Source organism: Streptomyces sp. NPDC046870 (assembly GCF_040704595.1).
Lineage (GTDB): Bacteria > Actinomycetota > Actinomycetes > Streptomycetales > Streptomycetaceae > Streptomyces > Streptomyces argyrophylli.
Map to the genome: position 1 here is coordinate 138,457 of NZ_JBEYXM010000002.1, position 15,042 is coordinate 153,498.

Genomic DNA, 15,042 nt, shown 5'->3' on the forward strand with positions numbered 1-15,042 from the left:
GCGCCGTGGGCGGGGCGGGCGCGCCGTGGGCGGGGCGGGCGCGCCGTGGGCGGGGCGGGCGCGCCGTGGGCGGGGCGGGCGCGCCGTGGGCGGGGCGAGCGCGCCGTGGGCGGGGCGAGCGCGCCGTGGGCGGGGCGAGCGCGCCGTGGGCGGGGCGAGCGCGCCGTGGGCGGGGCGGGCGCGCCGTGGGCGGGGCGGGCGCGCCGTGGGCGGGGCGCCGCGGGACGCCCGAGCCGAGCCGAACCGGTCACATCGGGCCCACGAGCCCGAGCTAAGCCGTCCGGTCACATCAGGCCTGCAAGCCCGAGCCAAGCCGCCCCGTCGCATCTGGCCCAAACGCCCGAGCCAGCCCGGCTCGCCGCACCAGGCCCACAGGCCCCAGCAGGACCCCTCACCACGCCGGGCCTCGCCCGAGCCGGGCCCTTCGCCGCACCCGGGCCACGCGCCCGAGCCGATCCCTTCCGCGGAGCCGGGTCCCGCGGTGCCGTTATTTCGCCATCACGCCGTTCAGCTCGTGCAGCAGCCGGGCCAGTTCGGCGACCTCGTGGCGGTCCCAGTGGGCGAGTTGGCGGACGTAGCGGGCGCGGCGGGCCTCGCGGACCGTGCCGACGCGGCGGCGGCCCTCGTCGGTGAGGGTGACGAGCCAGGCGCGGCCGTCGGCCGGGTCGGGTTCGCGCGCGATCAGGCCGAGGTCCTCCAGGGCGCGCAGCTGGCGGGACATGGTGGCCTTGCCGACCCCGATGTAGCCGGCGAGTTCCGTGGCCCGCTGGCCGCCCAGCTCGTCCAGCCGGATGAGCAGGCCGTACGCGGAGGACTCCAGGTCGGGGTGGACCTCCCGGGCCATCTCGCCCTGGTTGGCCCGGGCGCGCCGGAGCAGCACGGTCAACTCGCGCTCCAGCGCCAGGAATTCCTGGTCTGCACCACTGGGCGTCATCTGCCCGACGGCGCCGTGCGCGCCGCCGCTTCCGTCCTCGTGCACGTCAGCACCCCTGCTCGGTTTCGCGATCCTGAAAGTTTCCGTCAAAAGTCGTCATTGCCGCAGCTCTGCCAGTATTTCGCAGGCGTAGACCAACGGCGTCGTCCGGACCCCCTTCCCACGCCGTATCTACGTGCGTAGCTTCTTAGCACGTCGTTAATGGCATGCCCACGCCAGTGGGCCGACGGTCGGTGTCGCGGTCCCCACCTCGCTTCTCCCGCGTCACCCCCGCGTCACTCCCCCACTCCACTCCCCGGAGGCACGTCATGCCCGTGCTCAGACCCGGCTCCACCCGCTCCGTCTCCACCCGCCCCGTCTCCCCCCTCGCCGTCCTCCTCACGGCCCTGCTCGCGGCGCTCTCCCTCACGCTTCCGCTCACCTCCGCCCAGGCCGCGAGCACACCCAGCCGCGGCTCCGCCCACATGGGCATGGGCGTCCTCGCCCACGACGGCCAGGACGGCACGCCCAGCACCGGTGACGTCACCCAGACCGAGGGCGTGGACGTCTCCGGCTACCAGGGCAACGTCGCCTGGTCGACCCTGTGGAACAGCGGGGTCCGGTGGGCGTACACGAAGGCCACGGAAGGCACGTACTACACGAACCCGTACTTCGCCCAGCAGTACAACGGCTCCTACGACGTCGGCATGATCCGCGGCTCGTACCACTTCGCCACCCCGGACACCACCAGCGGCGCCACCCAGGCCAACTACTTCGTGGACCACGGCGGCGGCTGGTCCCGGGACGGCAAGACGCTGCCCGGCGCGCTCGACATCGAGTGGAACCCGTACGGCGCGGCCTGCTACGGCAAGACCGCGAGCCAGATGGTGAGCTGGATCGCCGACTTCATCAACACGTACAAGGCGCGCACCAGCCGCTACCCGGTCATCTACACCGCCACCAGCTGGTGGACCCAGTGCACCGGCAACTACGGCGGCTTCGCCGTGAACAACCCGCTGTGGATCGCCCGCTACGCCTCCGACCCGGGGACGCTGCCGGCGGGATGGTCGTACTACACGATGTGGCAGTACACCTCCTCCGGCCCCACGGTCGGCGACCACGACAAGTTCAACGGCGCCCTGGACCGGGTGCAGGCCCTGGCCCTCGGCTGACCGCCGGAGGCCGATGGCTCCGCGGTGGCCCCCGCCGGACGGCGGGGGTCGCCGTGTCCGCGTTGGTGCTCCGCGCCGCCCGGGATCAAGCTGGACAGGAGAGCCTGCCGAGCAAGGGCGAGATGAGCGGCGATGGAGCGACAGTCGACGTACACGGCCACGGCCACCATCGATGAGCGGGGCATCCTCACCGGCTGGAGCGAGGGCGCGCGACGGCTGCTCGGCTACGACTCCCCGGCGGTGCTCGGCCGGCCCGCCACCGCGCTGCTCGCCGCCGACGGCACGGCGGTGCGGCGGGCACTGGCCGGCCGTACCCGCTGGAACGGCACCGTCCCGCTGCGCCACCGGGACGGCGGGCTCCTGGAACTGGGTGTGCTCGCCCACCGCCGGACCTCGCGCACCGGCGCCGCCGACTGGCTCGTGGTGAGCGCGGTGACGGCCCGGACGCAGCCGCCGCGCGGCGAGCCGCTGGAGGAGTGGACGTTCCTGCAGTCCCCCTTTCCGCTGGCCATCTTCGACGCCGACCTGCGCCTGGTGCGCGCCAACCGCCGGATGGAACACGCCCTCGCGCTGCCCGAGGCGGCGGTCCGCGGACTGCGCCTCACCCACATCGTGCCGGGCGCCGTGAGCGAGGAGGCCGACCGGGCGATGCGGCGGGTGCTGGAGCGCGGCAAGGCGCAGGAGACGCGCGGCCGGCTCGGCCCGGAGCTCGGCCGGGTCATCGTCCTCACCCCGCTGAAGGACGCCGGCGGCCGGGTACGGGCCGTCTGCCTGTCCGTGCCGGAGCCGGCCCGGGAGACCGCGGGCGGGTCCGGCGCGCCCGTCGGCACGGCGGCGGACCAGACCCGCGCCGCGCGGGAACTGGGCGAGGTCACGGTCCCCCGGCTGGCCGACCTCATGGCGGTGGACCTGCTGGACTCCCCGTGGACCGCCGCCGAGGCCGCCGGCCGGGCGCCGGAGCGGGTGGTCCTGCGCCGCGCCGCCCTGCGCGCGGTCCCGGACGGCGGCGGGCCCGGCGGCGGCGTCCGCACCGGCCCCGGTGCCGGTGCCGGCGAGGTGATCGTCTGTCCGGCGGACTCGCCGCCCGCCCGGTGTCTGACGGCGGCCCGCCCGGTGCTGTACGACCTGGCGGACCCGGCCGTGGCCGAGTGGGCGGCGCTGGACCCGGGCGCCTCGTGGCTGCGCGCGTCCGGGACGCGCTCCCTGCTGGCGGTCCCGCTGCTCGTCGAGGGCAGCACGCTCGGCGTGGCGCTGTTCGGCCGGCACGGCGGGCGGGGCCCCTTCGGACCGGAGGACCTGCGGCTCGCGGAGGAGTTCACCGCCAAGGCGGCCGCCGGCATGGAGCAGGCCCGCGGCGGCCCCCGGCCCGGCACCACCGGCGAGGCCCCGCGACCCGGCCTGTTCCCGCACACGGTGCCCGACCAGGAGGCCCTGGAGATCGCCACCCGCTATCTGCCGGCCGCGACCCGGGCCGGCGTGGGCGGCGACTGGTTCGACGTGATCCCGCTGTCCGGGGCGCGGGTGGCGCTCGTCGTGGGGGACGTGGTGGGGCACGGCATGCGGGCCTCCGCCACCATGGGCCGGCTGCGCACGGCGGTGCGCACCCTGGCCGACGTCGATCTGCCCGCCGACGAGCTGCTCACCCACCTGGACGACCTGGTGCTGCGGCTGGCCGCCGAGGAGGGCAGCGCGGACCCGGGCGCCGACGCCGCCGGCGGCATCGGCACCACGTGTCTGTACGCCGTCTACGATCCCGTCGCCCGCCGCTGTTCCGTGGCCCGCGCCGGGCACCCGCCGCCCGCCGTGGTCACCCCGGACGGCACCGTCCGCTTCCTCGACGTGCCCGCGGGGCCGCCGCTCGGGCTCGGCGGGCTGCCCTTCGAGGCGCTGGAGACGGAACTGCCCGAGGGCAGCCTGCTCGCGCTCTACACCGACGGACTGCTGGAGGCCCGCGACCACGACATCGACGAGGCCCTGGACAAGATGTCCGTCGCGCTGGGCCGGCCCGCGCCCTCGCTGGAGTCGGTGTGCGACCGGATCCTCACCGACCTGCTCAGCCACCGCCCCGACGACGACATCGCCCTGCTGGTGGCGCGCACCCGGGCCCTGCACGAGGACCTGGTCGCCTCCTGGGAGCTGTCGGACGAGCCCAGCGTCGTCTCCCTGGCCCGCCGGTACGCCACCGACCAGCTGTCCGCGTGGGGCCTGGACGAGGCCGCGTTCACCACGGAGCTGATGGTCAGCGAGCTGGTCACCAACGCCATCCGCTACGGCGGGCCGCCCATCCGGCTGCGGCTGATCCGCCAGGGCAGGACGCTGATCAGCGAGGTCTACGACGCCAGCGACACCACCCCGCACATGCGCCGGGCCCGGATCTTCGACGAGGGCGGCCGGGGACTGCTGATGGTCGCCCAGCTCGCCGAGCGCTGGGGCACCCGGCACGACCGGATCGGCAAGACGGTCTGGGCGGAGCAGTCGCTGAGCGCGCCGTGACCGGCACGCGCACAGGGCGAAGGCCCGGGCCTCCCTCACGGGACCCGGGCCTTCCCTCATCCGGTGGCGTCCGTCACGCCGCCACCGGAACCTCCGGCGCCGCGTCGCTCGTGGCGGGCGCGAGCGCCAGTTCCAGCACCTGGCGGACGTCGGTCACGGCGTGGACGTCGAGCTTGTCCAGCACCTCGGCCGGGACGTCGTCCAGGTCGGGCTCGTTGCGCTTGGGGATGATGACGGTGGTCACCCCGGCGCGCTGGGCGGCGAGCAGCTTCTGCTTCACGCCGCCGATGGGCAGCACCCGGCCGGTCAGCGAGACCTCGCCGGTCATGGCGACGTCCGTGCGGACCAGGCGGCCGGAGAGCAGCGAGGCGAGGGCCGTCGTCATCGTGATGCCCGCGCTCGGGCCGTCCTTGGGCACCGCGCCCGCCGGGAAGTGGATGTGCACGCCCCGGTCCTTCAGGTCGGCCACCGGCAGCTCCAGCTCGGCGCCGTGGCTGCGCAGGAAGCTCAGCGCGATCTGCGCCGACTCCTTCATCACGTCGCCCAGCTGGCCGGTCAGGGTCAGCCCCGCCCCGCCCGTCTCCGGGTCGGCCAGCGACGCCTCCACGAAGAGCACGTCGCCGCCGGCGCCGGTGACCGCGAGGCCGGTCGCCACGCCGGGGACGGCCGTACGGCGCTCGGCCGGGTCCTGGGCGGACTCGGGAACGTGGTGCGGACGGCCGATCAGCCCGCGCAGATCTCCGTCGGTGACGGTGAACGGCAGCTCGCGCTGGCCCAGTTCGTGCTGGGCCGCGATCTTCCGCAGCAGCCGTGCGATGGACCGCTCCAGGGTCCGCACGCCCGCTTCGCGCGTGTACTCGCCGGCGAGCTTGCGCAGCGCGCTCTCGTCCAGCGTGACCTCGGCCTTGTCCAGGCCGGCCCGCTCCAGCTGGCGCGGGAGCAGGTGGTCCCGGGCGATGACGACCTTCTCGTCCTCGGTGTAGCCGTCCAGGCGGACGATCTCCATACGGTCGGCGAGCGCCTCCGGGATGGCCTCCAGGACGTTGGCGGTGGCGAGGAAGACCACGTCGGACAGGTCCAGCTCGACCTCCAGGTAGTGGTCCCGGAAGGTGTGGTTCTGCGCCGGGTCGAGCACTTCGAGGAGGGCGGCGGCCGGGTCGCCCCGGAAGTCGGAGCCCACCTTGTCGATCTCGTCCAGCAGGACCACCGGGTTCATGGAACCGGCTTCCTTGATCGCGCGCACGATCCGGCCGGGCAGCGCGCCGACGTACGTGCGGCGGTGACCGCGGATCTCGGCCTCGTCCCGGACGCCGCCGAGGGCGACGCGGACGAACGTGCGGCCCATGGCGTGCGCGACGGACTCGCCCAGCGAGGTCTTGCCGACACCGGGCGGGCCGACGAGCGCGAGCACGGCACCGCCGCGCCGGCCGCCGATGACGCCCAGGCCCCGTTCGCCGCGCCGCTTGCGCACGGCCAGGTACTCGGTGATGCGTTCCTTCACGTCGTCCAGGCCCGCGTGCTCGGCGTCCAGCACGGCCTTCGCGCCCTGGATGTCGTACGCGTCCTCGGTCCGCTCGTTCCAGGGCATCTCCAGGACGGTGTCCAGCCAGGTGCGGATCCAGGAGCCCTCGGGCGACTGGTCGGAGGCGCGCTCCAGCTTGTCGACCTCCTTGAGGGCGGCCTCGCGGACCTTCTCCGGCAGGTCGGCGGCCTCGACGCGGGCGCGGTAGTCGTCGGACTCCTCGCCCTCCTTCTCGCCGTTGAGCTCGCGCAGTTCCTTGCGGACGGCCTCCAGCTGACGGCGCAGCAGGAACTCGCGCTGCTGCTTGTCGACGCCCTCCTGGACGTCCTTGGCGATGGTCTCGGCCACGTCCTGCTCCGCGAGGTGGTCGCGCAGCTGCTGGGTGGCGAGCTTGAGCCGGGCCACCGGGTCGGCGGTCTCCAGCAGTTCGACCTTCTGCTCGGTCGTCAGGAACGGCGAGTAGCCGGAGTTGTCGGCCAGCGCCGACACGTCGTCGATGGCCTGGACGCGGTCCACGACCTGCCAGGCGCCGCGCTTCTTCAGCCAGGTGGTGGCGAGCGCCTTGTACTCCTTGACCAGTTCCGCGACCTGGCCCGGCAGCGGCTCGGGAACGGTCTCCTCGACACGGGCGCCCTCGACCCAGAGCGCGGCGCCCGGTCCGGTGGTGCCGGCGCCGATGCGGACGCGGCTGCGACCGCGGATCAGGGCCCCCGGGTCACCGTCGGCGAGCCGGCCGACCTGTTCCACCGTGCCGAGGACGCCGGTCTTGGCGTACGTGCCGTCGATGCGCGGCACCAGCAGCACCTTGGGCTTTCCGGGTTCGGAGCGGGCGGCGGCCTGGGCGGCCTCCACCGCGGCCCGCACCTCGGCGTCGCTCAGGTCCAGCGGGACCACCATGCCGGGCAGCACGACCTCGTCGTCGAGCGGCAGCACGGGCAGGTTCAGCGTGAACGCCGGTGACTCAGCAGCCATGATCTCCCCTTCGGCAGTCAACTTGAGCTATGCCGACTCAATGTTCTGGCGGGGTCTATTGTTCCCGGGGCTCTGTTCGCTCTGAGCGATCACCTGGGCCGACGGGCTTGAGCTGCGGAAACGCAAGCGGCCGCAGGCCGTTGGGGGGACGCGGCCGCCTGGGGCCGACCGCTGCCACCGCCGGACCAGCGGCCAGGTCGCCACACCCGTCGTCAGGGCGATGACGTGGCCCCAGTTCGTCAGCGGGTCCGCGTAGGCCAGCAGGTCGCTGAGCAGCCCGCCGGCCGCCAGGGTCAGCAACGGCCAGCGCAGCCAGGGGCGCAGGAGGCCCGTCAGGGCGCCGGTGCTCGCGGCCACGCCGAAGCTGATGCCGTAGTCGAGGCGGTGCAGCGAGGTGTCGGGCAGGTGGCCCAGCAGGACGGCGAGGCCCACCGGGACCTCCGTGGCGAGGGTGGCCAGGACATGGCCGGCCAGGAAGACGCAGGCGGCCCGCGCTCCCCCTATCCGCCGCTCCAGCGCCGTGAGCACGAGCAGGAACGCAACCGTGTACGGCGTGAGGACGCCGCCCGCGATCCACAGCGCGCTGGCCAGCAGCACGAGCACGGGGGTGCGCACCAGGTGGGCCACGTCGGTGCTGGAGCCCTGGTGGAGCGTGTGCACCAGGCCGGGGTCGGCGTGGGCCGCGATCAGGGAGGTGACGGCCAGGAGGGCCGCGTAGCCGAGGGTGAACGGGGTGCCGGCGGGGGTCGGCAGCAGGTGCCAGGGGCGGGGCGGGGGCCGGTGGGTCCGCGGGGCGGGCAGCGCCGCGGTGGCGGCGCGCTGGCGGGGCATGCCGTCCAGCAGGCCCGCGAGGACCGGGGCCGGGACGGCCGCCGCGCCGTCCGGAAGGGGCGTGCCCGGCGCGGGCGGGTACGCGTCCGGCGTGGGGCCCGTCGTGCTCCGTTCCACGGTGAGGCGCTCCTTCCGTCGCGCCCCACCCTTCGTGCTCGCCGCGGCGCTGTCCATGACCGACGCCACACCGGAGCGGATTCACGGCGACCTCTCACCCGCCGGGCGCTCGCGGCCCCGGCACGGACCACCCGTCCGTGGGTGTCCTGCGCAATTCCCGTGAACACCGGGCCCCGTTCCAGCAGGATGGGGTCATGACTGCCGTGTACGACACTCCCGTGGTCCTGGACCGGCGCGACGGCCCGTACGGCGAGGTGGTGCTGCGCAGACACGGTGCGCTGCTGCAGATCATCGCCAACGGCTGCTTCCTGATGGACACCTCGGACGGCCGCTCGGAGCGGCTGCTGGTCGACGCGGCCCGTGCCGCGCTGGACGGGCGGCCGGCGCCCGAGGTGCTGATCGGCGGGCTGGGCGTGGGGTTCTCGCTCGCCCATGCCGCCGCCGACCCGCGGTGGGGGCGGATCACCGTGGTGGAGCGGGAACCCGCCGTCATCGGCTGGCACCGGGACGGACCGCTGGCCGAGGTGTCCGCCGGCGCGCTCGCCGATCCGCGCACCGCGATCGTGGAAGCGGATCTCGTGCGGTACGTCAATGAGACATCCGACACGTTCGACGCGCTGTGCCTCGACATCGACAACGGGCCCGGATGGACCGTCACCGAGGACAACGACAGCCTCTACTCGCCGGCCGGACTCGCCGCCTGCGCACGGGTGTTGAAACCCGGCGGGGTGCTCGCGGTGTGGTCGGCCGAGCCCTCTCCGGAATTTGAAGGAAGCTTGCGGAATGCCGGGTTCCAGCAGGTGCGTACCGAAGAGGTGCCGGTTGCCCGGGGCGTTCCGGACGCCGTCCACCTCGCCGTCCGACCTGGATAGCGACAGCACGGTCGGTCACCGTAATGTGCTGCCCTGACGCCGATCATTCAAGCGTCAAACGCAGACATGGGATCACCCCACTGATTCCGGAAAGCAACAACAGGGGCGGGCGATGGAGCAGACACATACCTCCCAGAGCGGCGCGGCGACGACCACCCCGGGCGCACAGCGCCGGGTGCTGGTCGTCGAGGACGACCCCACGATCGTCGACGCCATCGCGGCCCGGCTCCGCGCCGAGGGATTTCTCGTGCAAACGGCGGCCGACGGTCCGGCCGCGGTCGACACCGCCGAGGCATGGCAGCCCGATCTGCTGATCCTCGACATCATGCTGCCGGGCTTCGACGGGCTCGAAGTGTGCCGGCGGGTGCAGGCGCAGCGGCCGGTGCCGGTGCTGATGCTGACCGCGCGGGACGACGAGACGGACATGCTGGTCGGGCTCGGCGTGGGCGCCGACGACTACATGACCAAGCCGTTCTCGATGCGGGAGCTGGCCGCACGCGTGCACGTGCTGCTGCGCCGGGTGGAGCGGGCCGCGCTGGCCGCCACCACCCCGCGCTCCGGCATCCTGCGGCTCGGCGAGCTGGAGATCGACCACGCGCAGCGCCGGGTGCGGGTGAAGTCCGAGGACGTCCACCTGACGCCCACCGAGTTCGACCTGCTGGTGTGCCTGGCGAACACCCCGCGCGCGGTGCTCTCCCGGGAGCAGCTGCTGGCCGAGGTGTGGGACTGGGCGGACGCCTCCGGCACGCGCACGGTCGACAGCCACATCAAGGCGCTGCGGCGGAAGATCGGCGCGGAGCGGATCCGCACGGTGCACGGCGTGGGCTACGCGCTGGAGACGCCGACCTCATGAGCGGCGGCGGGCGCCAGACCGCACGGAGGAGCCCCGGGACCCTCGGCGAGGATCCCTGGGGCGGCGTGCGCCCGTTCTCGATCAAGACCAAGCTGGGTGTGCTGGTCGTCATCTCGGTGCTGATCACCACGGGTCTGTCGATCGTGGCGGTGCACACCAAGACGGAGCTGCGCTTCATCACGGTCTTCTCGATGATCGCCACCCTGCTGATCACCCAGTTCGTGGCGCACTCGCTCACCATGCCGCTGGACGAGATGAACGCGGTGGCGCGCTCCATCTCCCAGGGCGACTACACCCGCCGGGTGCGCGAGAACCGCCGGGACGAGCTGGGCGACCTGGCCCAGACGATCAACGTCATGGCCGACGAGCTGGAAGCCCAGGACAACCAGCGCAAGGAGCTCGTCGCGAACGTCTCGCACGAGCTGCGCACCCCGATCGCCGGGCTGCGTGCGGTGCTGGAGAACATCGTCGACGGGGTCACGCAGGCCGATCCGGAGACGATGCGGACGGCCCTGAAGCAGACCGAGCGGCTCGGCCGGCTGGTGGAGACCCTGCTGGACCTGTCCCGGCTCGACAACGGTGTCGTACCGCTGAAGCTGCGGCGGTTCGAGGTGTGGCCGTACCTGTCCGGCGTGCTGAAGGAGGCCAACATGGTCGCCTCGGCGCGCGCGGGCATGGCCACCGGCTCCGGCAGCCACACGCGCACGGACGTCCACCTGCACCTCGACGTCTCCCCGCCGGAGCTGACCGCGCACGCGGACCCCGAGCGCATCCACCAGGTCGTCGCGAACCTGATCGACAACGCGGTCAAGCACAGCCCGCCGCACGGCCGGGTGACGGTGCGGGCGCGGCGCGGGGCGCAGCCGGAGTCGCTGGAGCTGGAGGTCCTGGACGAGGGCCCCGGCATCCCCCGGTCGGAGTGGCACCGGGTGTTCGAGCGGTTCAACCGCGGCGCGGTGACCCGGCCGCACGGTCCGGGCAGCGACGGCGGTACGGGGCTGGGCCTGGCGATCGCCCGGTGGGCGGTGGACCTGCACGGCGGCCGGATCGGTGTGGCCGAATCCGAGCGGGGCTGCCGGATCATCGTCACTCTTCCGGGACTGACTTCCGTTCCAAGTTGACGTAAAGTCCGAGCGGAACCTCAAGATCCACCTCGTCCGCCGCCGGTCGGCGCGGCCGGACACGTGTGATCAGGGCAGGCCCGGGCACCCGTCGAACGAAGACGCGCAGGGTCCGTGCCCGCGCACCCTCCCGCATGCGGAACCACGCTTGTTTCCCGCCATTTCAAGCCCTGAAACAAGATTCTTGATGTGACTTACGCGACGATGACCTTGCTCGACCTGACCTTCCCGGCCAGGGAGGCGTAGCCTTTATTCCCGCTGTCCATCACCTTGTGAAGCGGAAGAGGGCGGTTGCCGCCGTGTCGCCACAGTCCCCCAGTAACTCGAGCATCTCCACCGACGACCAAGCCGGGAAGAACCCCGCAGCAGCGTTCGGTGCGAACGAGTGGCTCGTCGACGAGATCTATCAGCAGTACCTCCAGGACCCGAATTCGGTAGACCGTGCCTGGTGGGACTTCTTCGCCGATTACAAGCCGGGTGCACCTGCCACCCCGGCTCCGGCGGGTACTGCGGCCACGGGGGCCGCAGAGACCCCCACCACGGCCCCGCAGGCCCGGCCCGCGGCCCCGGCCCCCCAGGCCGCCGCCCCGGCCGCCCCCGCGGCTCCGAAGCCCGCCGCCGCTCCCGCCCAGGCCCCGGCTGCGGCCCCGGCCCCCGCGGCGAAGGCCCCCGCCCCGGCCAAGCCGGCGCAGCCCGCACAGGCGCCCGCTCAGCCCAAGGCGAAGCCCGCCGAGGCCCCCGAGGGTCCGGAGCTGATCACGCTGCGCGGCCCGGCCGCCGCCGTCGCCAAGAACATGAACGCCTCCCTGGAGCTGCCGACCGCCACCTCGGTCCGCGCCGTCCCGGTGAAGCTGCTGTTCGACAACCGCATCGTCATCAACAACCACCTCAAGCGCGCCCGGGGCGGGAAGATCTCCTTCACGCACCTGATCGGCTTCGCGATGGTGCAGGCCATCAAGGCCATGCCGTCGATGAACTGGTCGTTCGGCGAGAAGGACGGCAAGCCGACCCTCGTCAAGCCGCCGCACGTCAACCTCGGCCTGGCCATCGACCTGGTCAAGCCGAACGGTGACCGCCAGCTCGTCGTGGCCGCCATCAAGAAGGCCGAGACGCTGAACTTCTTCGAGTTCTGGCAGGCCTACGAGGACATCGTCCGCCGTGCCCGCGACGGCAAGCTGACGATGGACGACTTCACCGGTGTCACGGTCTCCCTGACCAACCCCGGCGGCCTCGGCACCGTCCACTCCGTGCCGCGCCTGATGCCCGGCCAGTCCGTGATCATGGGCGTCGGCTCCATGGACTACCCGGCGGAGTTCCAGGGCACCAGCCAGGACACCCTGAACAAGCTCGGCATCTCGAAGGTCATGACGCTCACGTCGACCTACGACCACCGGGTCATCCAGGGCGCCGCCTCCGGCGAGTTCCTCCGCCAGGTGGCCAACCTGCTGCTCGGCGAGAACGGCTTCTACGACGGCATCTTCGAGGCGCTGCGCATCCCCTACGAGCCGGTCCGCTGGCTCAAGGACATCGACGCCAGCCACGACGACGACGTCACCAAGGCCGCCCGCGTCTTCGAGCTGATCCACTCCTACCGGGTCCGCGGCCACGTCATGGCCGACACCGACCCGCTGGAGTACAAGCAGCGCAAGCACCCCGACCTGGACATCACCGAGCACGGCCTCACCCTGTGGGACCTGGAGCGCGACTTCGCGGTCGGCGGCTTCGCCGGCAAGTCGATGATGAAGCTGCGTGACATCCTCGGTGTGCTGCGCGACTCGTACTGCCGCACCACCGGCATCGAGTTCATGCACATCCAGGACCCCAAGCAGCGCAAGTGGATCCAGGACCGCGTCGAGCGCCCCCACGCCAAGATGGAGCGTGAGGAGCAGCTGCGGATCCTGCGCCGGCTGAACGCCGCGGAGGCCTTCGAGACGTTCCTGCAGACGAAGTACGTCGGCCAGAAGCGCTTCTCGCTGGAGGGCGGCGAGTCCGTCATCCCGCTGCTCGACGCGGTGATCGACTCCGCCGCCGAGTCCCGCCTGGACGAGGTCGTCATCGGCATGGCGCACCGCGGCCGCCTGAACGTCCTCGCCAACATCGTCGGCAAGTCCTACGCGCAGATCTTCCGCGAGTTCGAGGGCAACCTCGACCCGAAGTCGATGCACGGCTCCGGCGACGTCAAGTACCACCTGGGCGCCGAGGGCACCTTCACCGGCCTGGACGGCGAGCAGATCAAGGTCTCGCTGGCCGCCAACCCGTCCCACCTGGAGACGGTCGACCCGGTCATCGAGGGCATCGCCCGCGCCAAGCAGGACATCATCAACAAGGGCGGGACGGACTTCACCGTGCTGCCCGTCGCGCTGCACGGCGACGCGGCCTTCGCGGGCCAGGGCGTGGTGGCCGAGACCCTGAACATGTCGCAGCTGCGCGGTTACCGCACCGGCGGCACGGTCCACATCGTCATCAACAACCAGGTCGGCTTCACCGCGGCCCCCGAGTCCTCGCGTTCCTCCATGTACGCGACGGACGTGGCCCGCATGATCGAGGCCCCGATCTTCCACGTGAACGGCGACGACCCGGAGGCCGTGGTCCGCGTCGCGCGTCTGGCCTTCGAGTTCCGCCAGGCGTTCAACAAGGACGTGGTGATCGACCTCATCTGCTACCGCCGCCGCGGTCACAACGAGTCGGACAACCCGGCCTTCACCCAGCCGCTGATGTACGACCTGATCGACAAGAAGCGCTCGGTGCGCAAGCTGTACACCGAGTCCCTGATCGGTCGCGGCGACATCACCCTGGAAGAGGCCGAGCAGGCCCTCCAGGACTACCAGGGTCAGCTGGAGAAGGTCTTCACGGAGGTCCGCGAGGCCGTCACGACCCAGCAGGCCACCGGCCCTGCTCCGGACCCGCAGGCGGACTTCCCGGTGGCGGTGAACACCGCGATCTCCTCGGAGGTCGTCAAGCGCATCGCCGAGTCCCAGGTCAACATCCCGGACTCCTTCCACGTCCACCCGCGTCTGCTGCCCCAGCTGCAGCGCCGCGCGGCGATGGTCGAGGACGGCACCATCGACTGGGGCATGGGCGAGACCCTCGCGGTCGGCTCCCTGCTGCTGGAGGGCACCCCGGTCCGGCTGTCCGGCCAGGACTCCCAGCGCGGCACCTTCGGCCAGCGCCACGCGGTCCTCATCGACCGCGAGACGGGCGAGGAGTACACCCCGCTGCAGTACCTCGCCGAGGACCAGGCGCGCTACAACGTCTACAACTCCCTGCTGTCCGAGTACGCGGTCATGGGCTTCGAGTACGGCTACTCGCTGGCCCGCCCCGACGCGCTCGTGATGTGGGAGGCGCAGTTCGGTGACTTCGTCAACGGCGCCCAGACGGTGGTCGACGAGTACATCTCGGCAGCGGAGCAGAAGTGGGGCCAGACGTCCGGCGTCACCCTGCTCCTGCCGCACGGCTACGAGGGCCAGGGCCCGGACCACTCCTCGGCCCGGGTCGAGCGGTTCCTCCAGCTCTGCGCGCAGAACAACATGACGGTCGCCATGCCGACCCTGCCGTCGAACTACTTCCACCTCCTGCGGTGGCAGGTGCACAACCCGCACCACAAGCCGCTGGTGGTGTTCACCCCGAAGTCGATGCTGCGCCTGAAGGCCGCCGCGTCGAAGACGGAGGAGTTCACGTCGGGTCAGTTCCGTCCCGTCATCGGGGACACGGCGGCGGACCCGGCCGCGGTCCGCAAGGTCGTGTTCGTGGCCGGCAAGCTGTACTACGACCTCGAGGCCGAGCGGCAGAAGCGGGGCGTGACGGACACCGCGATCATCCGCATCGAGCGGCTCTACCCGCTGCCGGGTGCGGAGATCCAGGCGGAGGTCAACAAGTACCCGAACGCCGAGAAGTACCTGTGGGCGCAGGAGGAGCCGGCGAACCAGGGTGCGTGGCCGTTCATCGCGCTCAACCTGATCGACCACCTGGACCTGGCGGTCGGCGCGGACGTCCCGCACGGCGAGCGCCTGCGGCGCATCTCGCGTCCGCACTCCTCGTCCCCGGCGGTCGGCTCCGCGAAGCGGCACCAGGCGGAGCAGGAGCAGCTGGTGCGGGAGGTCTTCGAGGCGTAGTGCCTCCGGCGGTCGGCCGAAGCCGAGAGCCCGGTGCCGAGTTCCGACTCGGCACCGGGCTCTT

General features: G+C 72.4%; 9 protein-coding genes. 6 read left to right on the forward strand and 3 right to left on the reverse strand.

Annotated features, from left to right (window positions below; all coding sequences use genetic code 11):
* Nucleotides 1–487: 487 nt before the first annotated feature.
* Nucleotides 488–979 (reverse strand): MarR family transcriptional regulator, encoded by a 492-nt coding sequence (locus AB0946_RS05110; protein ID WP_366759241.1) that lies wholly within the window; start codon nucleotides 977–979, stop codon nucleotides 488–490.
* A gap of 263 nt (nucleotides 980–1,242) precedes the next feature.
* On the opposite strand from AB0946_RS05110, the gene AB0946_RS05115 reads away from it, so the two are divergent.
* On the forward strand, nucleotides 1,243–2,085 hold the full coding sequence (locus tag AB0946_RS05115; protein WP_366759242.1) for a lysozyme: 843 nt from the start codon (nucleotides 1,243–1,245) through the stop codon (nucleotides 2,083–2,085).
* Between the two features lie 132 nt (nucleotides 2,086–2,217).
* Nucleotides 2,218–4,578, forward strand: coding sequence for a SpoIIE family protein phosphatase (locus tag AB0946_RS05120; RefSeq protein ID WP_366759243.1), 2,361 nt, complete (start codon nucleotides 2,218–2,220; stop codon nucleotides 4,576–4,578).
* A gap of 73 nt (nucleotides 4,579–4,651) precedes the next feature.
* Here AB0946_RS05120 and lon read toward each other — a convergent pair whose 3' ends face one another.
* Together lon and AB0946_RS05130 are read right to left on the reverse strand one after the other, a co-directional pair.
* Nucleotides 4,652–7,072, reverse strand: a complete 2,421-nt coding sequence (gene lon, locus AB0946_RS05125) for an endopeptidase La (RefSeq protein WP_366759244.1) — start codon at nucleotides 7,070–7,072, stop codon at nucleotides 4,652–4,654.
* Nucleotides 7,073–7,099: 27 nt separating this feature from the next.
* Complete coding sequence (locus AB0946_RS05130) at nucleotides 7,100–8,020, reverse strand: rhomboid-like protein (RefSeq protein WP_366759245.1); 921 nt, start codon at nucleotides 8,018–8,020, stop codon at nucleotides 7,100–7,102.
* 194 nt (nucleotides 8,021–8,214) lie between these two features.
* On the opposite strand from AB0946_RS05130, the gene AB0946_RS05135 reads away from it, so the two are divergent.
* The 4 genes from AB0946_RS05135 to AB0946_RS05150 all read left to right on the forward strand — a co-directional run bounded on the left by AB0946_RS05135 (nucleotide 8,215) and on the right by AB0946_RS05150 (nucleotide 14,978).
* Nucleotides 8,215–8,892, forward strand: coding sequence for a spermidine synthase (locus AB0946_RS05135; RefSeq protein ID WP_366759246.1), 678 nt, complete (start codon nucleotides 8,215–8,217; stop codon nucleotides 8,890–8,892).
* 112 nt (nucleotides 8,893–9,004) lie between these two features.
* Entirely contained in the window at nucleotides 9,005–9,745 is a 741-nt protein-coding gene (locus tag AB0946_RS05140; RefSeq protein ID WP_366759247.1) for a response regulator transcription factor, read from the forward strand.
* Complete coding sequence (locus AB0946_RS05145; RefSeq protein WP_366759248.1) at nucleotides 9,742–10,866, forward strand: ATP-binding protein; 1,125 nt, start codon at nucleotides 9,742–9,744, stop codon at nucleotides 10,864–10,866. The genes AB0946_RS05140 and AB0946_RS05145 overlap by 4 nt, the downstream gene beginning before the upstream one ends.
* A 299-nt stretch (nucleotides 10,867–11,165) precedes the next feature.
* A complete protein-coding gene (locus AB0946_RS05150) occupies nucleotides 11,166–14,978 on the forward strand; it encodes a multifunctional oxoglutarate decarboxylase/oxoglutarate dehydrogenase thiamine pyrophosphate-binding subunit/dihydrolipoyllysine-residue succinyltransferase subunit (protein WP_366759249.1) in 3,813 nt (1,270 codons plus the stop codon).
* Nucleotides 14,979–15,042: the final 64 nt, after the last annotated feature.